Source organism: Agrococcus sediminis (assembly GCF_007923295.1).
GTDB classification, from domain to species: domain Bacteria; phylum Actinomycetota; class Actinomycetes; order Actinomycetales; family Microbacteriaceae; genus Agrococcus; species Agrococcus sediminis.
Map to the genome: position 1 here is coordinate 175,699 of NZ_VOIR01000012.1, position 21,808 is coordinate 197,506.

20 protein-coding genes are annotated in these 21,808 nt (G+C 72.5%); 7 read left to right on the plus strand and 13 right to left on the minus strand.

The genetic code is table 11. From position 1 onward, the window contains the following. Window positions 1-19: 19 nt before the first annotated feature. The 7 genes from guaA to FQ330_RS04515 form a co-directional block, all read right to left on the minus strand. Entirely contained in the window at window positions 20-1,591 is a 1,572-nt protein-coding gene (guaA, locus tag FQ330_RS04485; RefSeq protein ID WP_146355618.1) for a glutamine-hydrolyzing GMP synthase, read from the minus strand. Further along, window positions 1,591-2,118, minus strand: coding sequence for a DUF3817 domain-containing protein (locus tag FQ330_RS04490; protein WP_225792689.1), 528 nt, complete (start codon window positions 2,116-2,118; stop codon window positions 1,591-1,593). The genes guaA and FQ330_RS04490 overlap by 1 nt, the downstream gene beginning before the upstream one ends. A gap of 10 nt (window positions 2,119-2,128) precedes the next feature. Next, window positions 2,129-2,974 (minus strand): SURF1 family cytochrome oxidase biogenesis protein, encoded by an 846-nt coding sequence (locus FQ330_RS04495; protein WP_164877203.1) that lies wholly within the window; start codon window positions 2,972-2,974, stop codon window positions 2,129-2,131. 24 nt (window positions 2,975-2,998) lie between these two features. Further along, window positions 2,999-4,783, minus strand: coding sequence for a glycerol-3-phosphate dehydrogenase/oxidase (locus FQ330_RS04500; RefSeq protein ID WP_146355620.1), 1,785 nt, complete (start codon window positions 4,781-4,783; stop codon window positions 2,999-3,001). A gap of 38 nt (window positions 4,784-4,821) precedes the next feature. After that, window positions 4,822-5,946, minus strand: a complete 1,125-nt coding sequence (locus FQ330_RS04505) for a GuaB3 family IMP dehydrogenase-related protein (protein ID WP_146355622.1) — start codon at window positions 5,944-5,946, stop codon at window positions 4,822-4,824. 75 nt (window positions 5,947-6,021) lie between these two features. After that, window positions 6,022-6,738: a PadR family transcriptional regulator gene (locus FQ330_RS04510; protein ID WP_146355624.1), complete on the minus strand. Its 717-nt coding sequence runs from the start codon at window positions 6,736-6,738 to the stop codon at window positions 6,022-6,024. Further along, window positions 6,735-7,601 carry a DUF4097 family beta strand repeat-containing protein gene (locus FQ330_RS04515; RefSeq protein ID WP_146355626.1) on the minus strand — a complete coding sequence of 289 codons (867 nt, stop codon included), beginning with the start codon at window positions 7,599-7,601 and terminating at the stop codon, window positions 6,735-6,737. Before FQ330_RS04515 ends, FQ330_RS04510 begins: the two co-directional genes overlap by 4 nt. Window positions 7,602-7,883: 282 nt before the next feature. Between FQ330_RS04515 and FQ330_RS04520 the strand changes: the two genes are divergently transcribed. Further along, window positions 7,884-8,783, plus strand: coding sequence for a hypothetical protein (locus FQ330_RS04520; protein WP_146355628.1), 900 nt, complete (start codon window positions 7,884-7,886; stop codon window positions 8,781-8,783). 118 nt (window positions 8,784-8,901) lie between these two features. Here the strand turns inward: FQ330_RS04520 and guaB are convergent, their stop codons facing one another. Further along, on the minus strand, window positions 8,902-10,410 hold the full coding sequence (gene guaB, locus FQ330_RS04525; protein WP_128190092.1) for an IMP dehydrogenase: 1,509 nt from the start codon (window positions 10,408-10,410) through the stop codon (window positions 8,902-8,904). Window positions 10,411-10,653: 243 nt separating this feature from the next. Here guaB and FQ330_RS04530 point away from each other — a divergent pair, with 243 nt between their 5' ends. Genes FQ330_RS04530 through FQ330_RS04545 form a run of 4 tightly spaced genes read left to right on the plus strand, consistent with a single transcriptional unit; the run spans window position 10,654 to window position 14,797 of the window. After that, the gene (locus FQ330_RS04530; RefSeq protein WP_128190091.1) at window positions 10,654-12,027 is read left to right on the plus strand and encodes a branched-chain amino acid ABC transporter permease; all 1,374 of its coding nucleotides are present in this window, start codon (window positions 10,654-10,656) and stop codon (window positions 12,025-12,027) included. 1 nt (window position 12,028) lies between these two features. Continuing rightward, a complete protein-coding gene (locus FQ330_RS04535; protein WP_128190090.1) occupies window positions 12,029-13,045 on the plus strand; it encodes a branched-chain amino acid ABC transporter permease in 1,017 nt (338 codons plus the stop codon). Beyond that, window positions 13,038-14,021, plus strand: coding sequence for an ABC transporter ATP-binding protein (locus FQ330_RS04540; protein WP_128190089.1), 984 nt, complete (start codon window positions 13,038-13,040; stop codon window positions 14,019-14,021). The genes FQ330_RS04535 and FQ330_RS04540 overlap by 8 nt, the downstream gene beginning before the upstream one ends. Beyond that, window positions 14,018-14,797 (plus strand): ABC transporter ATP-binding protein, encoded by a 780-nt coding sequence (locus FQ330_RS04545; protein ID WP_146355630.1) that lies wholly within the window; start codon window positions 14,018-14,020, stop codon window positions 14,795-14,797. The genes FQ330_RS04540 and FQ330_RS04545 overlap by 4 nt, the downstream gene beginning before the upstream one ends. 167 nt (window positions 14,798-14,964) lie before the next feature. On the opposite strand, the gene FQ330_RS04550 is transcribed toward FQ330_RS04545, so the two are convergent. Further along, complete coding sequence (locus FQ330_RS04550) at window positions 14,965-16,239, minus strand: ABC transporter substrate-binding protein (RefSeq protein ID WP_128190087.1); 1,275 nt, start codon at window positions 16,237-16,239, stop codon at window positions 14,965-14,967. 241 nt (window positions 16,240-16,480) lie between these two features. Here FQ330_RS04550 and FQ330_RS04555 point away from each other — a divergent pair, with 241 nt between their 5' ends. Then, entirely contained in the window at window positions 16,481-17,614 is a 1,134-nt protein-coding gene (locus FQ330_RS04555) for an AI-2E family transporter (protein ID WP_128190086.1), read from the plus strand. A 33-nt stretch (window positions 17,615-17,647) separates the two neighbouring features. On the opposite strand, the gene rarD is transcribed toward FQ330_RS04555, so the two are convergent. Beyond that, window positions 17,648-18,571 (minus strand): EamA family transporter RarD, encoded by a 924-nt coding sequence (rarD, locus tag FQ330_RS04560; protein WP_146355632.1) that lies wholly within the window; start codon window positions 18,569-18,571, stop codon window positions 17,648-17,650. Window positions 18,572-18,657: 86 nt separating this feature from the next. Continuing rightward, a complete protein-coding gene (gene groES / locus FQ330_RS04565; RefSeq protein ID WP_128190084.1) occupies window positions 18,658-18,954 on the minus strand; it encodes a co-chaperone GroES in 297 nt (98 codons plus the stop codon). A 127-nt stretch (window positions 18,955-19,081) separates the two neighbouring features. Between groES and FQ330_RS04570 the strand changes: the two genes are divergently transcribed. Beyond that, on the plus strand, window positions 19,082-20,242 hold the full coding sequence (locus FQ330_RS04570) for a class I SAM-dependent methyltransferase (RefSeq protein ID WP_146355634.1): 1,161 nt from the start codon (window positions 19,082-19,084) through the stop codon (window positions 20,240-20,242). 146 nt (window positions 20,243-20,388) lie between these two features. Here FQ330_RS04570 and FQ330_RS13505 read toward each other — a convergent pair whose 3' ends face one another. Both FQ330_RS13505 and FQ330_RS04580 read right to left on the minus strand, forming a co-directional pair. After that, window positions 20,389-21,318 carry a hypothetical protein gene (locus FQ330_RS13505; RefSeq protein WP_225792690.1) on the minus strand — a complete coding sequence of 310 codons (930 nt, stop codon included), beginning with the start codon at window positions 21,316-21,318 and terminating at the stop codon, window positions 20,389-20,391. Window positions 21,319-21,420: 102 nt separating this feature from the next. After that, window positions 21,421-21,777, minus strand: coding sequence for a DUF4190 domain-containing protein (locus FQ330_RS04580; RefSeq protein ID WP_146355636.1), 357 nt, complete (start codon window positions 21,775-21,777; stop codon window positions 21,421-21,423). Window positions 21,778-21,808 lie beyond the last annotated feature (31 nt).

Sequence of the window (21,808 nt, forward strand, 5' to 3'; positions counted from 1 at the left end):
CATCATGCTCCTGTCGGCGCTACTCCCACTCGATGGTGCCCGGCGGCTTCGACGTGACGTCGAGCACGACCCGGTTGACCTCGGGCACCTCGTTCGTGATGCGGTTCGAGATGCGCGCGAGCACGTCGTAGGGCAGCCGGGTCCAGTCGGCGGTCATCGCGTCCTCGCTCGAGACGGGGCGCAGCACGACGGGGTGGCCGTAGGTGCGGCCGTCGCCCTGCACGCCCACCGAGCGCACGTCGGCGAGCAGCACCACGGGGCACTGCCAGATCTCGCCGTCGAGGCCGGCGGCCGACAGCTCGGCGCGCGCGATCGCATCCGCCCGTCGCAGCGTGTCGAGGCGCTCCTCGGTGACCTCGCCGATGATGCGGATGCCGAGGCCGGGGCCGGGGAACGGCTGCCGGCCGACGATCGCCTCGGGAAGGCCCAGCTCGCGGCCGATCGCGCGCACCTCGTCCTTGAACAGCGCGCGCAGCGGCTCGATGAGCTGGAACTGCAGGTCGTCGGGCAGGCCGCCGACGTTGTGGTGGCTCTTGATGTTGGCCGCGCCGGTGCCGCCGCCCGACTCGACGACGTCGGGGTAGAGCGTGCCCTGCACGAGCCAGCGGATCGGCTCGCCGTCGGCGGCCGCCTCCGCGGCGAGGTCGCGCTCGGCCTGCTCGAAGACGCGGATGAACTCGCGCCCGATGATCTTGCGCTTCTCCTCCGGGTCGGTGACGCCCTTGAGGGCCTGCATGAACCGCTCCCGCGCATCCACCGTCACGAGCCTGACGCCCGTGGAGGCGACGTAGTCCTCCTCGACCTGGCGGCGCTCGTCCTGCCGCAGCAGGCCGTGGTCGACGAAGACGCAGACGAGCTGGTCGCCGATCGCCTCGTGCACGAGCGCGGCGGCCACGGCCGAGTCGACGCCGCCCGAGAGGGCGCACAGGACCTTGTCGGAGCCGACCTGCTCGCGGATGCGCGCGACCTGCTCCTCGATGATGTTCCCCGAGTCCCAGTCGCCCGGGAGCCCGGCGATCTCGTGCAGGAACGACGACAGCACGCGCTGCCCGTGCTCGGAGTGCTTGACCTCCGGGTGCCACTGCACGCCGGCCATCCTCCGCTCGCGGTGCTCGAACGCCGCGACCGGGGTGTCGGCGGTCGTCGCGAGCACCGTGAAGCCCTCCGGCGCCTCGGAGACCGAGTCGCCGTGGCTCATCCACACCGTCTGCGCCTCGGGCTGGCCGTGCAGCAGCGTGCCGGGCGCGTCGACGGTGACCGCCGTCGAGCCGTACTCGCGGTTGCCGGTGCGGGCGACCGTGCCGCCGAGCTGCGCCGCCATCACCTGGAAGCCGTAGCAGATGCCGAACGTCGGCACCCCGAGCTCGAGGATGCCCTCGTCGAGGCGGGGCGCGCCCGGCTCGTAGACGCTCGACGGGCCGCCCGAGAGCACGATCGCCGCCGGATCCTTGGCGCGCACCTCCTCGGCGGTGATCGTCGAGGGCACGATCTCGCTGTAGACGTCGGCCTCGCGCACGCGGCGCGCGATGAGCTGCGCGTACTGCGCGCCGAAGTCGACGACGAGCACGGGGCGCTGGGCGGTGTCGGACATCAGGACTCCCGGTGGGCGGAGGCGGTGGCGGATGCGCTGTCCCGGGCGGCCCTCTCGGCCTCCAGGCGAGCGACGTCGGCGAGCGCGATGCGGTCCATGCGGCGCTCGACGAAGAACGAGAGGAACGGCACGACGCCGCCGGCGGCCATCGCGAGCAGGCGCGCGAACGGCCAGCGCAGCAGGCTCCAGAGGCGGAACGACGCGAGCAGGTAGACGACGTAGATCCAGCCGTGCACGATGAGGATCGCGAGCGAGATGTTGAAGCCGTCGCCGAGCGAGACGATCTCGCAGCCCATGCCGCCGGGCACGAACAGCGAGTACCACTGGCACCCGTCGCCGGGCACGACCGGCTGCAGCGACAGCGGGCCGCCGGAGCCGCCCGAGAAGACCTCGACGTGGCTCGGCGCGTACTTCAGCACCATCTCGGCCACGAGCAGCAGCAGGAAGACGCCCGTCACCCACGACATCACGCGGTAGAGGGTGACCGCGGAGCGGATCTGCGGGAGCTGGTCGATGGGGCGCGGCACGGTGTCCAGCCTATCCGCGCGCGGGTGCGCCGCCGGCGGCGGCGGCGGCTGCCTCCGCGTCCTCGATCGCCTCGACCTCGCGCTCGAGGGCGTCCTTGACGAGCCGGTACCAGAGGTAGAAGGCGAAGAGCATGAAGGCGATCCACTCGACCGCGTAGAAGATGTTGAGCGCGTTCAGCTGGGTGTCGACGACGGGCCGCATCGACACGATCGGCTCGCCGCCCGCGTCGAGGGCGCCGGATGCGGCTGCCGACGGCTCGTCGAGGATCGCGTACGTGCCGTAGACGCGGCCGTCCCAGCCCTCCCACTCGTTGATGAGCGCCGCGACGCTCATCGCCTCGCGGGTGTCGCCCTGGATGTCGCCCATCGTGGGCGCCTCGGTCGGCATCAGCCGCCCGACCAGCTCGGCCGGCGCATCCGCCGCTCCCGCCGCGAGCGCGGCGGCGTGCGCCTCGGCCGCCGCCGGCTCGGCGAACCACGCGACCGCGACCGGCAGCGAGACGGGCTCCCCCGAGGGCTGCTCGGCGAGCACGCGGCCGATCACCCAGGTGCCCTGCGCGTCGTGCTGCGTGCGCCCGGCGAGGGTGTCGAAGTCGCCCGGCGCCCACGCGCCCGAGAACGACACCATGCGGCCGCCCGCCTCGGTGGTGAGGGATGCGTTCGGCTCGGCCACGCTCGTGAGCGGCACCGCGGTCTCGGTGTCGCGCTCGTCGGCCTGGCCCTGCTCGACGGCCCGCTCGATCTGCCACTGGCCGAGCAGCGCGAAGACGGCCGCGACCGCGAGGCAGCCCAGCAGCGCGGCGATCCAGCGCGGCCGCGCGGCGACCTGCAGGAAGGTGGGGATGGGGGCGCTCATGGGCACCCCCATCCTACCGGCGGATCAGGCCGCCGGCTCCTTCCGCGTGCCCACGGTGTCGGCCGTCGGCAGGGCGCTCAGCGGGATGATCTCGGGCGCCTCGGTGCGCGCGCGGTCGGCCGACTCGTCGTCCGGCAGCTGCTGGCTCGCGAGCTCGGCCGCCACGCGCTTGTTGTAGGTGTTGATCTCCTTCTCGATGCGCGCCTCGTCCCAGCCCAGCACCTCCGCCATGATGCGCGCGGCGACGGGCGCCGCCGCGACGCCGCGGTCCCACGACTCGATCGAGATGCGGGTGCGGCGGGCGAGCACGTCGTCGAGGTGCAGCGCGCCCTCGTGGGTGCAGGCGTAGCGCACCTCGGCGCCGATGTAGTCGTCGGCCCCCGGCAGCGGCTCGGCGAGCTGCGGCTCCTGCTTGATCATGTCGAGCAGCTCGTCGGTGAGCACGCCGTAGCGGTTGAGCAGGTGCTCGACGCGCGCCTTGTGCAGGCCGAACGCGCGCGCGATCTTCGCGCGCTTGTTCCAGGCGGCGCGGTAGCCGGTCGCGCCGAGCAGCGGGATCTGCTCGGTGCACGACTCGGGCACCTTGCCGTCGATGGCGCTCACGGCCTCGTCGATCGCATCCTTCGCCATCACGCGGTAGGTGGTCCACTTGCCGCCGGCGACGAGCACGAGGCCCGGCACCGTGTGCGAGACGTGGTGCTCGCGCGACAGGTTGGCGGTCGACGAGCCGTCGCCCGCCGCGAGCAGCGGCCGCAGCCCCGCGTAGACGCCCTCGACGTCGGCGCGGGTGAGCTTCGTCGCCAGCACCGTGTTGACGTTGTCGAGGATGTAGTCGATGTCGGCCGCGGCCGCCGCCGGGTGCGCCTTGTCGAGGTTCCAGTCGGTGTCGGTCGTGCCGAGGATCCAGTGGCGGCCCCACGGGATGACGAAGAGCACGCTCTTCTCGGTGCGCAGCAGCAGCCCCATCTCGGAGTGGAAGCGGTCGCGCGGCACCACGAGGTGCACGCCCTTCGAGGCGCGCACCTTGAACTCGCCGCGCTCGCCGACCATCGCCTGCGTCTCGCCCGTCCAGACGCCGGTCGCGTTCACGACCTGCTTCGCGCGGATCTCGAACTGCTCGCCGGTCTCGTAGTCGTGCGCCTGCACGCCGACGACCCGCTCGCCGACCTTCAGGAACCCCTCCGCCCGCACGCGGCTCGCGACGTGGGCGCCGTAGAAGGATGCGGTGCGCGCGAGCTCGGCGACGTAGCGGGCGTCGTCGACCTGGGCGTCGTAGTACGTGAGCCCGCCGACGAAGGCGTCGGGGTCGAGCGACGGGATCTGCTTGAGCACCTGCTTCTTCGTGAGGTGCCGGTGGATGGGCACGCCCGGCTTCATGAAGCCCGTGTAGCTGAAGATGTCGTACAGCGCCATGCCGGCGCCGATGTAGGCGCGCTCGATGAGCGGCTTCTCGAGCGGGTACAGGAACCGCACCGGCTTCGCGAGGTGCGGCGCGATGCGCTGCAGCAGCAGGCCCCGCTCGATGAGCGCCTCGCGCACGAGGCCGAAGTTCAGCTGCTCGAGGTAGCGGATGCCGCCGTGGATGAGCTTCGACGAGCGGCTCGACGTGCCCGACGCGAAGTCGCGCGCCTCGATCAGGCCCACGCGCAGGCCGCGGGTGACCGCGTCGAGCGCGGCGCCCGTGCCGACGATGCCGCCGCCGATCACGAGCACGTCGACCTCGCGGTCGCGCATGGTGGCGATCGCGGCGGCGCGCTCCTCCGGGCCGAGCTTCCTCGACCGGCTCACGCTGTTGGTGGTCTCCGACATGGCTCCTCCTTGGTTGCTCGCCCGAGTGCCGGGCGGATCTAGCGTGGCGGGTTGGCCTCCACGACCACGTCGATCCGCTGGAACTCCTTGAGGTCCTTGTAGCCGGTCGTCGACATGGCCTTGCGCAGGGCGCCCATGATGTTGGCGGTGCCGTCGGCCGACGGCGACGGGCCGTTCAGCACGACGTCGAGCTGGCCGACCTGGTCGACCTGCACGCGGTTGCCGCGAGGCAGCTTCTGGTTGTGCGCCTCAGGGCCCCAGTGCCAGCCCCGGCCCGGCGCATCCGTCGCCCGCGCGAGCGCGGTGCCGAGCATGACGGCGTCGGCGCCGCACGCGAGCGACTTCACGATCTGGCCCGACGTGCCGAGCGAGCCGTCGGCGATGACGTGCACGTAGCGGCCGCCCGACTCGTCGAGGTAGTCGCGGCGCGCGGCGGCGACGTCGCTCACCGCGGTCGCCATGGGCGCGGCGACGCCGAGCACCTTCTCGCTCGTCGACGCGGCGCCGCCGCCGAAGCCGACGAGCACGCCCGCGGCGCCGGTGCGCATGAGGTGCAGCGCCGCCGTGTAGGTCACGACGCCGCCGACCACGACCGGCACGTCGAGCTCGTAGATGAAGCGCTTGAGGTTGAGGGGCGCACCCGACTCGGCCGAGACGTGCTCGGCGCTCACCGTCGCGCCTCGGATCACCATGAGCTCGACGCCCGCGGCGAGCACGGTCTCGTAGTGCTCCTGCACCGCCTGCGGGCTCAGGCTGCCGGAGACGACCACGCCGGCGTCGCGGATCTGCGCGAGGCGGTCGCGGATGAGCTCGGGCTTGATCGGCTCGGCGTAGATCTCGCGCATGCGGTTCGTCGCGAGGTCGGCGGGGAGCCCGGCGATCTCGGCGAGCAGCGGCTCGGGGTCGTCGTAGCGGGTCCAGACGCCCTCGAGGTTGAGCACGCCGAGCCCGCCGGCCCTGCCGAGCGCGATCGCGGTGGCCGGGCTCATCACCGAGTCGGTGGGGGCGCCGAGCACCGGGATGTCGAACTTGAAGGCGTCGATCTGCCACTGCAGCGACACGAGGTCGCTGTCGCGCGTGCGCCGCGACGGCACGATGCTGATGTCGTCGAAGCCGTAGCCCATCCGGGCGCGCTTGCTGCGGCCGATCTCGATCTCCGTCACGCTCCCCAGCCTATCCCGGGCCGCCCCGGAGCCGACCCAGAGCCGCCCGGGAGCGCCCCCAGCGCCGCCCGATGGTCAGAGCACGCTCTTGATGCGCAGCAGCGCCGCCTCCAGCTCGTCGCGCACCCGGGTCGCGGCCGCGGCCGACATGCGCTCGCCGCGGTCGGCGCGCACCGCGTCGCGCACCTGCTGCCGGAAGTCGTTGAGCGCGAGGTCGACGTCGTGGATCGCGATGCGCGCGGCCGCCCGCCCGGGCGCCGACGGCGCATCCGCCCGCTCCTCCGGCTCCGGCCGCGGTGCGCTCCACGGGTTCTGCACCGGCCGCTCGGGGGGCGCGGATGCGTCGGGCCGGGCGGGCTCGGGAGGCCGCGGCGCGCTCGACCACGAGGGCGCGCTCGGCGCGCTGCGCGCATCGCGCTCGGCCGCGGCGAGGTCGGCCCGCAGCGCCTGCATGGCGCTCTTGACGCCCGCCCGCACGTCGGAGGCCATCCGCCGCACCGAGTCGGTGATCTCGCCCTCGAGGTCGCGCAGCTCGCCCTGCCGGGCGGCGAGCTCGGCGCGGCCCGCGTCGGTGATCTCGTAGGTGGTCTTGCGGCCGTCGGCGGTCTTCGTCAGCAGCCCCTCCTCCTCGAGCTTCGCGAGCCGCGGGTAGATGGTGCCCGCGCTCGGCGAGTACGTGCCGCCGAAGCGCTGCTCGAGCGCCTGCATGAGCTCGTAGCCGTGGCGCGGCGCCTCGGCGAGCAGGCTCAGCAGGTAGAGGCGGAGCGCCCCGTGGCCGAAGACGGGCGTCATGCGTCCCTCCGAACGACCGTGATGTCGCCCGAGACGGTGTTGGCCGAGAAGCCGAAGGCGCTCGCGCCATCGATCGTCTCGCTGCCGCCGCGCTTCGGCAGCGAGCGGCCGACGACGGTGCCGCGGCCCGAGACGGTGCGCGTGGTGGCGCGCACGCCCTGGCCGGCGTCGAGCCGCAGCGTCACGTCGGCCGAGACGGTGTTGGCCGAGATGCTGCGGGGCGAGCCGTGCACGTCGAGCAGCACCTCGCCGCTGACGGTGTCGACGCCGATGTCGGTGAGGGCGCCGCTCGCGGTGACGTCGGCTGAGACCGCGTGCACCGAGAGGGAGCCCGCGCCGCCCGAGACCTCGACGTCGCCGGAGACGGTGTTGAGGTCGAGGTCGCCGCGGTGCGACTCGACCTGCAGCGGGCCCGACACGGTGCTGAGGGTCGCCTGGCCGCTGAGGCCCGAGACGAGGGCGGATGCGCTCACCTGGCCGAGCGACAGCGCCACCTGCCGGGGCACGAGGATGCTCAGCTCGACCCGGGCGCGCACGCCCACGAGGGCCTTGACCGACTCCCACACGTCGTCCCAGCTCACGCGCGGGTGCGCGATCGAGAGCCGCCCCTGCTCGAGCGTGACGGTGAGGTCGCGCCCCTCGACCTTGTGCACCTCGACGCGCGCGGTCGGCTCGTCGTGCCCGACGATGTCGACGCTGCCGCCGACCACGCCGACGCGCAGCGACTGCACCGCGTCGAGGTCGATCACGCGGCTCTGTCCCTCGGCGATCGTCCACCGCTCGGTGATCGCATCGGCGCCCGAGGCGCCCGCGCCCGATGCGCTGCGCGGCCTCGTGTCGCCGCTCTCCCACTGCTGCTCCATGCTGAGCTCCTCCCGCTCACTCGCGATATATCGCGTCTGCTGCGACACACGATATATCGCGTTTTCGCGCCGCACAACCCCCTCCTGCCCGACGCAGCCGCGCTCATCCGCGCCCCTCACGCTCCTCGCCGCACCGGTGCATCAGCGACTGGGGCAGCCACCCCACTCGGCGAGCGCGGCGAGCTCGCGGGCAGCGACGGTCGCCGCGGGCCGCGACAGCGGTTGTGCACAGCGCGGCGCTCAGCCGGCGACGCGCGCGGACGGATGCGGCACGGTGCGCGCATGGACCTCGACATCCTCGCCGCCGACGCCGGGGAGCCGATGCGCCTCCGGCGCGCTCCCGACCTGCGGCGCATCCGGCGCGGCGCCTACGTCGACCGGGCGGCGTACGCGGCGCTCCCCGAGCACGGCCGGCACGCGGTCGCGGTGCGCGCCGTCGCCCTCACGCGTCCCGGCGCGGTCTTCGCCCGCGAGTCGGCGCTCGCCCTCGCCGGGCTGCCGCACGGGCGGCCGCGCGAGGTGTTCACGATCGGCGACCCCAGTGCCTCGGGTCGCCGCCACGGCGTGGTCAGCGCACGCGTCGCCATCGCCGACGACGACGTCATCGTCGAGGACGGCATCGCGCGCTGCACCACCGCATACGCGCTCGCGCACCTCGCGCGGGTCGGACGCCAGGTGGACGCGGTGAGCGCGCTCGACGAGGCGCTCCGGCTCGAGGCGGTCACGAAGGACGAGGTGACGGATGCGCTCGGCCGCCAGGGCGCGCGGGGCCGGCGACGCGCGTCCTGGGTGGTCGCGTTCGCCGACCCGCGCTCGCAGTCGGTGGGTGAGTCCTGGAGCCGCGTGGCGATCCACCGCATCGGCGCGCCGGCACCGCAGCTGCAGGTCGAGGTCGCGACGCGGCTCGGCGCCCGCTACCCCGACTTCCTCTGGGAGCGGCCCGGGATGCGGCCGCTGGGCGGCGAGTTCGACGGCGCGTGGAAGTACGGCGTGATCGCGGAGGCGGACGGCGTGCAGCCGGTCGACGCGGTGATCGCCGAGAAGCGCCGCGACGACGCGCTGCGCGAGCACATCGACACGCTCCACTGGATGTGGGACGCGGCGCAGCGCCCGGAGCTGCTGCGCGCGATGCTCGCGCAGGCGCACCTGCCCGTGCGCAGCGCCCTGCTGCCCGGCTGGTGAGCCCCCGCGCCGCGCCGGCGCCGCCGACTGGGGCGGCTGCGCGCCGCTGGGGCGGGCGCGCCGGCCCCGCTCGGGCGCGAGCGCCCCACTCGCCGAGGCGGCAGCGCGACGCGCGCGGCTAGCGGCGGTAGTTCGGCGCCTCGACCACCATCTGGATGTCGTGGGGGTGCGACTCCTTGAGGCCCGCGGCGGTGATCTGCACGAAGCGGCCCTTCTGCTGCAGCTCCTCGATCGTGCGCGCGCCCGTGTAGAACATCGACTGCCGCAGGCCGCCGACGAGCTGGTACGCGACCGAGCCGAGCGGGCCGCGGTAGGGCACCTGGCCCTCGATGCCCTCGGCGATCAGCTGCTCGTCGCTCGGCACGTCGGCCTGGAAGTAGCGGTCGCGCGAGTACGACGTCTTCTTGCCGCGCGTCTGCATCGCGCCGAGCGAGCCCATGCCGCGGTACGTCTTGAACTGCTTGCCGTTCACGAGCACCAGGTCGCCCGGGCTCTCGTTGGTGCCGGCGAGCAGCGAGCCGAGCATGACCGACGAGCCGCCGGCGACGAGCGCCTTCGCGATGTCGCCCGAGTACTGCAGGCCGCCGTCGGCGATGATCGGGATGCCCGTGCCCGCGTCGTGCGCGGCGCGCGCGGCGTCGTAGATGGCCGACACCTGCGGCACCCCGACCCCCGAGACGACGCGGGTGGTGCAGATCGAGCCCGGTCCGACGCCGACCTTCACGGCATCGACGCCCGCCTCGATGAGCGCCGCGGCGCCCTCGTAGGTCGCGACGTTGCCGCCGATGATGTCGATCTCGGCGAAGCGCGGGTCGCCCTTCAGCCGCGCGACCATGTCGAGCACGCCCTGGCTCTCGCCGTTGGCGGTGTCGACGACGATCACGTCGACGCCGGCCTCCGCGAGCGCCTCGGCCCGCTCGAACGCGTCGCCGAAGAAGCCGATCGCGGCGCCGACGCGGAGCCGCCCGTGGGCGTCCTTCGTCGCGTTCGGGTACTGCTCGACCTTGTCGAAGTCCTTCACCGTGATGAGGCCGCCGAGGCGCCCGTCCTCGTCGATGAGCGGCAGCTTCTCGAGCTTCGTCTGGTGGAAGATCTCGAAGGCGTCCTCGCGGGAGATGCCGACCTTCGCGGTCTTGAGCGGCGACGGGGTCATCACGTCGCGCACGAGCGTCGTCGCGAACTCGTCGCGGGGCACGAAGCGCATGTCGCGGTTCGTGACGATGCCGACGAGCACGCCCGTCTCGTCGACGACCGGCAGGCCCGAGACCTTGAACTCGCCGCAGATGCGGTCGACCTCCTCGATCGTCGCGTCGGCGTGCGTCGTGACGGGATCGGTGATCATGCCCGACTCCGACCGCTTCACGCGGTCGACCATCCCGGCCTGGTCGGCGATCGAGAGGTTGCGGTGCACGATGCCGATGCCGCCCTGGCGGGCCATGGCGATGGCCATGCGGTCCTCGGTCACGGTGTCCATCGCGCTCGACACGAGCGGGATGGCGAGGCGGATGCGGCGGGAGAGCCGCGTGCCGGTGTCGGCCTCGCTCGGGATCACATCCGTGCGGCCCGGCAGCAGCATGACGTCGTCGTAGGTGAGGCCGATCGGCCCGAACGGGTTGCGCATCTCCATCGCCTCCATCGTATCGATTCGGTTACGGTCCAGCGGCATCCCGGTGAAGAACGGCGCAGGGCTCTGCAATTGGACGATCGGCGGTCCAGGCGGCCGCTACTGTGTCACCACCGATGTAACGGGCATCCTGCGAACCGCATTCCTGCGGCCCCGCCCGCCCCACAGCATGGAGGACATGTGAAGACGTCCAGCAGACCGCGACGGAGCGGGCTGCGGCGAGCGATCGCCGTTGCCCTGGCCGTCATGGGGATGGTGGCAGGAGGCGCGACCGCGGTCGCCGCCGCTCCCCTCCCCGCGACCGAGCAGCCCAGCCCGTTCAGCTTCAACGGCATCATCCGGGACGGCCAGGAGCCGGTCGAGGGCGTCGCGATCACCGTCACCGGCAACGGGGTGGATGAGACGGCCGAGACGGGCGCGGACGGCCGGTGGTCGGTCGGCGTGCCCGAGCGCGGCACCTACACCGTCTCGATCGACACGTCGACGCTGCCCGAGGGGCTGACGCTCCGCGATCCGTCGTTCGAGAGCCGCGAGTTCGAGATCGGCGGCTCGAGCTCGGTGGGCGTGCTGTTCCCGTTCGGCGAGTCCTCGGGCGGCTCCGGCGGCACCGGCGGCAACACCGGCACCGGCGGCAACACGGGCACGGGCGGCGAGGGCGGCACGGGCGGAGAGCCCGCGACCGGCGGCGAGGGTTCGCCGGGCGGCGAGACCTCCACGGGCACCTCCTCGAACGACTTCGGCTCGCAGCTGCTCTCGCGCATCATCTCGGGCCTCAACTTCGGCCTGCTGCTGGCCCTCGCCGCGATCGGCATCACGCTCATCTTCGGGACCACCGGCGTCAACAACTTCGCGCACGGCGAGCTGCTGACCTTCGGCGGGATCGTCTTCTACGTCACGACGACGCTCGTGAACTGGCCGGCCTGGATCGCGATCGTCTTCACGCTCGCCGCCTCCGCGGCCTTCGGCTGGCTGCACGACTGGGGCATCTTCAAGCCGCTGCGGCGCCGCCGCGTGGGGCTCGTGCAGGTGCTGATCGTGACGATCGGCCTCTCCATCGCGCTGCGGTACTTCTACCAGTTCCTCATCGGCGGCGGCACGTACGGCCTCTCGGTCGACCGCGGCCCGGTCCTGCAGATCGGCCCCGTGCTCATGACGACGTCGAACGTCGTCAGCACCGTCATCGCGATCGTCGTGCTCATCGCCGTCGGCCTCTTCCTCACCCGCACGCGCATCGGCAAGGCCACGCGCGCGGTGAGCGACAACGCGAGCCTCGCCGCCGCATCCGGCATCGACGTCGACCGGGTCATCCGCATCGTCTGGGTGCTCGCGGGCCTCCTCACCGGCGGCGCGGGCATCCTTTACACCTACTTCATCGGCGCGAACATCAAGTGGGACGTGGGCTTCACGATCCTTCTGCTGCTCTTCGCCGGCGTCACCCTCGGCGGCCTCGGCAGCGCCTTCGGCGCGCTCGTCGGCGCGGTGATCATCGGCCTCGTCACCGAGATCTCGACGCTGTTCATCGCACCCGACCTGCGCTACGCGATCGCGCTGCTGGTGCTCATCCTCGTGCTGCTCTTCCGACCGCAGGGCATCCTGGGTCGACGGGAAAGGATCGGCTGACATGGACTTCCTCAGCATCCTCAACACCGCTGCGGGCGAGATCCTCTCCCCCACCACGGCCGCCTTCGCGCTCGCGACCATCGGCCTGAACATCCACTTCGGCTACTCGGGCCTGCTGAACTTCGGCCAGGCCGGCTTCATGGCGATCGGCGCGTACGCGTTCGCGATCTTCACGATGATGGCCGACCCGACCGCGACGCTCGGCTGGCCCGCGTGGCTGTCGTTCCTCACCGCGGTGATCGTCGCGATCGTGGCGGCGGTGGTGTTCGCGCTCATCCTCGGCATCCCGACGCTGCGGCTGCGCGGCGACTACCTCGCGATCGTCACGATCGCGGCCGCCGAGATCATCCGCTTCACCGTGCGCACGCAGGACCTCACCGCCGTCACGGGCGGCTCGCAGGGCCTGCGCGGTCAGGACTACAAGGGCGACTTCGACGCCATGAACCCCCTGACCGGCACGACCTACGGCTTCGGCCCATGGACGGCGACCGCCTACGACACCTGGGTGCGCATCATCGCGTGGTCGCTCGTGATCGTCGCGCTCGTGCTCGTGTGGCTGCTCATGCGCAGCCCGTGGGGCCGCGTCATCAAGGGCATCCGCGAGGACGAGGATGCGGTGCGCTCGCTCGGCAAGAACGTCTACAGCTACAAGATGCAGGCGCTCGTGCTCGGCGGCACGATCGGCGCGATCGCCGGCGTGATGTTCGTGCTGCCCCGCGCGGTGCAGCCCGACAACTTCGCGACCACGATGACCTTCTACATCTGGACGGCGCTGCTGCTCGGCGGCGCGGCCACGGTGTTCGGGCCGCTGCTCGGCTCGATCCTCTTCTGGGTGCTGCTGTCGTTCACCGGCGGCGTCATCAACGTGCTCCACGGCATGGGCCTCTTCGGCGACATGTCCGGCTCGCAGGCCGGCCAGATCCGCTTCGTGCTCATCGGCGTCGCACTGATGCTGCTGGTGGTCTTCCGACCACAGGGCATCCTCGGCAACAAGAAGGAGCTGTCGTTCCATGTCTGACACGACCACACCTCCCCGCACGCATCCGCTCGTCGAGGGCGAGGTGGCCCCCGGCTGCAAGAAGGTCGACGCGATCGTCGTCGCCGACGGCGTCGTGCGGCAGTTCGGCGGCCTCACGGCCGTCGACGTCGAGCACGTCGAGATCCCGCGCGGCATGATCACCGCGCTCATCGGCCCGAACGGCGCCGGCAAGACGACCTTCTTCAACCTGCTCACCGGCTTCGACCGCCCCAACAAGGGCACCTGGTCGTTCGAGGGGCAGTCGCTCGCCCACGTGCCGAGCCACAAGGTGGCACGGCGCGGCATGGTGCGCACCTTCCAGCTGACGAAGTCGCTCGGCCGCCTGACGGTGCTGCAGAACATGCTGCTCGGTGCGCGCGACCAGCGCGGCGAGGGGATGTTCGCGGCGCTCGTGAAGCCGCTGTGGAAGGCGCAGGAGCAGGCCAACACCGAGCGGGCCGACGCGCTGCTCGCCCGCTTCAAGCTCGACGCGAAGCGCGAGGACTACGCGGCGTCGCTCTCGGGCGGCCAGCGCAAGCTGCTCGAGATGGCGCGCGCGCTCATGAGCGAGCCGACGCTCGTCATGCTCGACGAGCCGATGGCCGGCGTGAACCCCGCGCTCACCCAGTCGCTGCTCGACCACGTGAAGGGCCTCAAGGACGACGGCATGACGGTGCTCTTCGTCGAGCACGACATGCACATGGTGCGCCACATCTCGGACTGGGTGATCGTGATGGCCGAGGGCCGGGTCGTCGCCGAGGGCCCGCCCGAGACGATCATGCAGAACCAGGCCGTGGTCGACGCCTACCTGGGCGCCCACCACGACACCGACCTCGGCACGCTCACGAACCAGCAGGTGGCGCAGATCCACCACGACGCCGACGCGGACGTCGACGCCGACGACGCATCCGCGCCGACGACGGATGCGTCGACCGCGTCCACGACGGACGCCGACCAGGAGGAGGGCAGGCGATGACCGCGACCCCCGTGCTCGAGACCAAGGAGCTGGTGGCCGGCTACCTGCCGGGCGTCAACATCCTCAACGGCTGCTCGATCGTCGCCAACCAGGGCGATCTGATCGGCATCATCGGCCCGAACGGCGCCGGCAAGTCGACGCTGCTGAAGGCGGTGTTCGGCCAGGTGAACATCCGCGAGGGCAGCGTGCTGCTGAACGGCGACGACATCACCGGCCTCAAGGCCGACCGGCTGGTCGGCAAGGGCGTCGGCATGGTGCCGCAGAACAACAACGTGTTCCCGTCGCTCACCATCGAGGAGAACCTCGAGATGGGCCTGTTCCAGCAGCCGCGCATGTTCAAGGAGCGCTTCGAGTTCGTCGGCGGCCTCTTCCCCGAGCTCGTGAAGCGTCGCAAGCAGCGCGCCGGCAGCCTCTCGGGCGGCGAGCGGCAGATGGTCGCGATGGGCCGCGCGCTCATGATGGACCCGGCGGTGCTGCTGCTCGACGAGCCGAGCGCGGGCCTCAGCCCCGTGCGCCAGGACGAGACCTTCCTGCGCGTCGCCGAGATCAACAGCCACGGCGTGACGATCGTCATGGTCGAGCAGAACGCGCGACGCTGCCTGCAGATCGCGCACCGCGCGTACGTGCTCGACCAGGGCAAGGACGCGTACACCGGCACCGGACGCGAGATGCTGAACGACCCGAAGGTGATCCAGCTCTACCTCGGCACGCTCGCGACCGACGTCGAGGAGAAGGCGCGCACGACGTCGCAGCCGACGGTCGACCCGGGCGTCTGAGGCGCCGGGACGGCACGAGGAAGGGCCCCGCTCGCGAGAGCGGGGCCCTTCCTCGTGGAGTGGTGGTCTCGACTCGTGCGGCGCCCTGCGGGCGCTGCACGGCTCGACCGGCGGGGGGACGCGAAGAGGGCCCCGCCGGAGCGGGGCCCTCTCGTCGCAGGGGCGGGTCACTCGTTGAGCGAGCCCTCCTCGGCGTTCAGGAAGGTGTACTTGTTGTCGGCGCCGTACTGGTAGATGCCGATGAAGGCCTCCGTCGGGTCGCCGTTCTCGTCGAACTCGATCGGACCCGAGGGGCCGTCGTAGTCGATGTCCTCGCCGGCCTCGATCAGCTCCAGGCACTCGGCCACGTCGGTGCACTTCGTGCCCTCGGTGGAGACCGCCTGCATGTTGTCGCGGATCGTGATCGGGTCGGCGCTGCCGCCCTGCGCGGCCGCGAGGGCTGCCAGGATCACGGCGTCGTACGACTCGGGGCCGTAGGAGAAGTCGCCCAGCTCGGGGTCCTGCTCCAGCAGGCGGTCCTTGAAGCCCTCGTCGGCGGGGTTGCCGGGCAGCGTGCCCTTGGCGCCCTCGAGCGTGCCCTCCGGGAAGTTGTAGTCGTTCGACAGGTTGCCGTCGACGAAGTACATGCCGGAGGACGGGAAGCCCTGCGTCGCGAGCTCGGGCACGATCTGCGCCGTCTCGGCGAACGCGATGATCGCGATCGCGTCGGGGTCGCCCTGCATGAGCTCCGACACCTGCGACGTGAAGTTCGTGTCGCCCGGGTTGTAGAGCACGTTGCCGGTGACCGTGCCGCCGGCGGCCTCGACCGCCATCGCCGCGTTCTCCTGCAGGCCCGTGCCGTACGGGTCGTTGATGGTGATGAACCCGACGCTCGCGGCGCCGTCGCCCGTCATGAGGTTGCCGAGCACGCGGCCCTGCAGCACGTCTGAGGGCGCGGTGCGCCAGTAGAACCCGTCGTCCTCGTAGTCGGAGAAGTCGGGCGACGTGTTGGCCGGCGAGATCTGCACGACCTGCGCGTCGATCAGCTGGTCGATGAACGTGAAGGACACGCCCGACGACGCCGCGCCGATGACGACGTCGGCACCGGCCGAGACGAGCTCGCCCGCCGAGGCGGTGGCGATGTCGGTCGTGGTGTCGCCGGAGTCGCGGTGCTGCACGTCGACCTCGAACTCGAAGCCAGCGGCCTCGAGGTCGGCCGCCGCCAGGTCGACGCCCGCGAACTCGGGCGGGCCGAGGAACGCGAGGTTGCCGGTCTGGGGCAGGATCGTGCCGACGACGAACGAGGTGTCGACCTCGCCGCCCTCGTCGGGCCCTGCGGATCCGGACGGCGCCGGCGTGGTGCCGCCGCCGGCGCAGGCTGCGAGCAGCAGGACGCCGGCGGTCGCGGCGCCGAGCGCCGCGGCACGACGGGGGTGCCCGGTGGTGCGAAGGAAGGACTGCATTGTGCTCCTAATTCCTCTGGAGGTGCGCGCTTGAGCGTGCATTGGCACAACAGTAGGCGAGCGGCGGACCGTTTTCGGCCGATCCGCGTTACGTCCTGGTAACGGTCTTGGCGCATCCGACCCCCGCTCGGGCGATGCTCGGGCGGTGCTGAGCAATTGCGGATGCGCACGGCAGTCCCCGCCTCGCGACCAGCGCGCAGGCACGCGCGGGTAGCGTTGCCGCGACGGCGAGGAGCGCGACATGGGACTGTTCAGGCAGAGGACCGCCACCGAGGTCGAGCTGGCGGACCGGAGCGATCGGGCACGGCTGTGGGGCGACACCTTCGGCCGGTTCGCGACGCGGGCGCTGCAGGGCATCATCGTCGTCGTCGCGGTCGCCGGCGTCGTGTTCGCGATGACGCAGCTGACGCTCGTCATCATCCCGGTGACGATCGCGCTCATCCTCGCCTCGGCGTTCGCGCCCGTGATGCGCTGGATGCGCCGCAAGGGCGTGCCGAGCGGGCTCGCGACCGCGGGGGCGATGCTCGCGATCGCGCTCGCGCTCGGCGGCGTGGTGTGGCTCGTCGTGAACGCCGTGCGCTCGCAGCTCGACGAGCTCGTGGCGCAGACGTCCGAGGGCATCGACCAGGTGATCGACTGGGTCTCGACCCTCCCCTTCGCGCCCACCGACGAGCAGATCCAGCAGGGCCGCGACGCGGTCGTCGACTTCCTCACGAGCTCGCAGTTCGGCTCGGGCGCCGTCGCCGGCGCCGCCGCCGCGGCCAACTTCCTCACCGGCCTCGTGCTCATGCTGGTGGTGCTGTTCTTCTTCCTCAAGGACGGCCCGCGCATCTGGGAGTTCCTGCTGCGGCCGCTCGAGGGCGAGCGCTACGCCCGCGGCAAGCGCATCGGCCGCCGCACCGTCGACACCCTCGGCGGCTATGTGCGCGGCACGGCGACGGTCGCGCTCGTCGACGCGGTCGGCATCGGCGTCGTGCTCGCCTTCGCGCAGGTGCCGCTCGCCCTCCCGCTCTCGGTGCTCGTGTTCCTGCTCGCGTTCATCCCGCTCGTGGGCGCGACCGTGGCCGGCGCGCTCGCGACCCTCGTGGCGCTCGTCGCGAACGGCCCCGTCGTGGCGCTCGTGGTCCTCGCGGCCGTCGTGCTCGTGAACCAGCTCGAGGGCAACTTCCTCCAGCCGGTCGTGATGGGGCGCTCGCTGCAGATCCACGAGCTCGTCATCCTCATCGCCCTGACCGTCGGCACGGTGCTCGGCGGCATCGTCGGCGCCGTGCTCTCGGTGCCGATCGCGGCCGTCGCGTGGGGCATCGTGCAGGTGTGGGACGGCGAGGACCGCCCGGCCAGGATGTTCCGGCAGAAGCGGCCGGAACCGGCGTAGCCGCTCGCCGCGCGCCTGGGTCCGCGCCGCGCGTCAGGCCGCGGCGGGCTCGGGCCGCGGGCGGCGCGCGTGGCGGCCCAGCAGGTCGAGCGACACGAGCGCGAGCGACGCCCAGACGAGCGCGAAGCCGATCCAGCGCTCGAGCGGCATCGGCTCGAGCATCACGAAGGCGCCGAAGAGGAACGAGATGATCGGCGCGAGGTACTGCGTGAACGCGAGCGCCGTGAGCGAGATGCGGCGGGCTGCGGCGGCGAAGGCGAGCAGCGGCACCGCCGTGATGACGCCGAGCCCGACGGTGCCCCCGATGCCGGCGGCGCCGTTCGCGCCGACCGTCACGCCCTGCAGCGAGATCGCGATGCCCATCATCACGAGCGCGGCCGGCAGCGCCGCGACCGTCTCGATCGTGAAGCCCGAGAGCGCGTCGACCGAGCCGCCCACCCGCTTCTTGATGAGCCCGTAGACGCCGAACGAGAGGGCCACCGTCAGGCCGATCCAGGGCACCTCGCCGTAGCCGACGACCATCACGAGCACGCCGAGCGCGCCGAGCCCGACCGCGACCCACTGCACGGGCCGCAGCCGCTCGCCCAGGAAGGCGACGGCGAGCACGACGCTCACGAGCGGGTTGAGGAAGTAGCCGAGGCTCGTCTCGAGCACGCGGTCGCTCAGCACGCCGATGAAGAAGGCCGTCCAGTTGACGAGCACGGCGCAGCCGGCGAGCACGAGCGAGACGGTGTCGCGGCGGCTGCGCAGCACGCCGGCGAGCCTGCTCCAGCCGCGGGTGGCCGCGACGAGCGCGAACCCGACGACCACCGAGGCGATCACCCGCCAGCCGATGAGCTCGAAGCCGTCGATGCCCTTCGTCAGCTGCAGGTAGACGGGGACGACGCCCCAGAAGGCGTACGCGAAGACCGCGTACCAGATGCCGGCGCGCGTGCGCCCGCCCGGGTGCTCACCCATCCGACCCTCCCGAGGCCCGTGGTCCGTGGTGGAACTGCGACGGCGGCGCCCCGCGAGGGGGCGCCGCCGTCGATCTCAGCGGAGCGTCAGCGCTCGACGATCGCGAGCACGTCGCGAGCCGAGAGCACCAGGTACTCGTCGGCGCCGAACTTGACCTCGGTGCCGCCGTACTTGGAGTACAGCACCTTGTCGCCCACGGCGACGTCGATCGGGACGCGGTTGCCGTTGTCGTCGACACGACCCGGACCCACGGCCACGACCTCGCCCTCCTGGGGCTTCTCCTTGGCGGTGTCAGGGATGACGAGACCGCTGGCGGTGGTCGTCTCTGCCTCGACCTGCTTGATGACGATGCGGTCCTCGAGCGGCTTGATGGAAACCGACACGGTTGCCTCTTTCTGTCAGATCCTGGGGTGCGCCCGGCAGTGCCGGGCACCTGAGCAAGCCTAGGCGGTCGGCTGGCACTCGGTCAACATGAGTGCCAGCCGCGCCGCGGGTGCTTGGATGAGTGCGATGGATGCCGAGGAGCTGCGACTGCTGCTGTCGAAGGACGGCCTCGCGCTGCTCGAGCGCGCCGAGGCGGGCCTCGACGGCGACGTCGTGCGCGAGGTGACGCGGCTCCGCGCCGAGGGGCACGATCCCCGGCTCGTCGCCGCCGTGCTCACCCAGGCCCGCCTGCGCCGCCGCGCCCGGGCGAAGTTCGGCGAGTTCGCGAGCGGCATGCTCTTCACCGAGGCCGGGCTCGAGCAGGCCACGCGGCTGCGCGTCGCCGCGCACCACGCGGGGCGGATGCGCCGGGCCGGCATCGTCTCGGTGGCCGACCTCGGGTGCGGCATCGGCGCCGACGCGCTCGCGTTCGCGACGCTCGGGCTCGAGGTCACGGCCGTCGAGCGCGACGAGGTGACCGCCGCGATCGCGACCTACAACCTCGCCGCGTGGCACGCATCCGTCGTGCACGGCGACGCGCTCGACACCCCCGTCGACGCGGAGGCGCTGTGGTTCGACCCCGCCCGCCGCGACGGCGCGCGGCGCCTCAGCGACCCCGCCGACTGGTCGCCGCCGCTCGACGCCGTCTTCGCGCGCGCCGCCGCGCAGCCGGCGGGCGTGAAGCTCGCGCCGGGCATCGACCGCGACCTGCTGCCGCCGGACGCGGAGCACCAGTGGGTCACCGACGGGCTCGACACCGTCGAGGCGGTGGTGTGGACCGGGCGGCTCGCCCGGCCCGGCGTCGCGCGCAGCGCGCTCGTGCTCGGCGACGGCGTCGCCGAGGAGCTCGCCGGCGACCCGAGCCACCCCGAGCCCGGCGAGCTCGACGCGTGGCTGTACGAGCCGGCCGGCGCCGTCATCCGCGCCGAGCTCATCGGCGCGCTCGCCGAGCGGCTCGATGCCCGCGCGGTGAGCGACGGCATCGCCTACCTGACGGCCGCGCGCCACGTCGGGACGCCGCTCGCGCAGGCGTTCCGGGTGCGCGAGACGCTCCCCCTCGACGAGCGCCGGATCGCGCAGCGCCTGCGCGAGCTCGGCATCGGCGAGCTCGAGATCAAGAAGCGCGGCGCCGACATCGACCCCGCGGCGCTGCGGAGGCGGCTCAAGCTGCGCGGCGACGCGCGCGCCACGCTCATCCTCACGCGGATCGCCGGGCGGCATCGCGCGGTGCTCGCCGACCGGGCCTGAGACCGACGAAGCCTGAGCACGACGAAGCCCCCGGCCGCTGGGGCCGGGGGCTTCGCTGGACGACGAGGTCTCGTGACGCGCGCAGCATGCGGCGCGCTCCTCGACCTGAGCCCTCCGCGCTCACCGCGAGGGTGAGCGCTCCGGGCTCACATCGAGCTGATCTCCATGAGGTACGGGATCCAGTTCACGGCCATGATGATGCCGATCACGAGGCAGATGATGAAGATGATCGAGCCGGCGATCGCGGCGATCATCGGCCACGGCTTCGCCTCGGGGTTCTTCTTCATCGCGACGAAGCCGAGGATCGCGCCGATGAGCGCGAACAGCCAGCCGGAGCCGGCGAACCACATGCCGAGGAAGCCGAGGCCCGTGAGCACGAGCGCGGCGATCGTGATGCCCTTGAGCTTCTTCTCGCCCGCCGGCGCTGCGCCGAACGGCTGCTGCTGGGCGTAGCCGGTGGCGGCGGGGTCGCCGTAGGACTGCGAGTAGGAGGGCTGCTGGCCGTAGGCGGCGTCGGCGGGAGCGCTCGCGCCGTACGCCGGCTGCTGGCCGTAGCCCGGCGCCTGCTGGCCGTAGGCGGCCTGCTGGCCGTAGCCGGGCTGCTGCCCGTAACCCTGCTCGGCCGGCGCCGACTGCCCGTAGGCGGCCTGCTGGCCGTAGCCCTGCTCGGGGGTCGACTGCCCGTAAGCCGGCTGCTGCTGGCCGTACGCGGGCTGCTGGCCGTAGGCCTGGTCGCCGCCGGGCTGCTGGCCGTAGCCGGGCTGCTGGCCGTAGGACGGCGCGCTCGCGCCGTAGGAGGGGGCGCTGCCGCCGTAGGCGGGCTGCTGGCCGTAGCCGGCCTGGCCGTCCTGCGGAGCCTGCTGGCCGTAGCCCGGCTGCTGGCCGTAGGCGGGCGGCTGGGCGTGGTCGCCCTGGCCCTGGGCTGCGTCGCGCGGCTGGCCGAACGACGGGGCCTGCTCGGGCTGCTGCCCGAAGTCGGCCGCGGGCTGGGCGCTGTCGGCATCGCCGGGCTGTGCGGCGCCCTCCTGGTCGGGGCGACGGAAGCGGTCGTCGGCGGGCGGGTACTGGTCGCTCACGGGATCCTCCTTGCGATGCGCGACTGCGCGTGGTTCACCGTACCCTGCCGCCGAGGCGCGAAGCCTGGAAGCGGGCCGAACGGCAGCTCGGCGCGTCGGCGCTCAGACCCCGGGCATCCCCTGCATGCCCCCGACCACGGTGACGATCATCGCGATGCCCGCGACCGTCGCGGCGATCAGCGCGACGAGCGTCACGGCGCCCAGGATCACGGCCCAGGCAGCGAGCAGCCTGCCGTCGTCGCCCGAGCGCCGGATGCGCGACAGCGCGACGAGCCCGAGCACGATCGCGGCGATCGAGCCGAGGCCGACGAGGATCGTCGTGCCGGCGGCCGCCGAGGCGATCGCCCAGATCGCGAGCGCGTCGGTCCTCGGGCCCGGATGCGTGGGCGAGCGGAAGGGCGCGGGCGCCGTCGGCGCGGGCGCCGGGCCCCATCCCGGCTGCTGCCACGCCATGCTCATGCCCGCTCCTCGTCGGCTCGCGGCCGCGCGA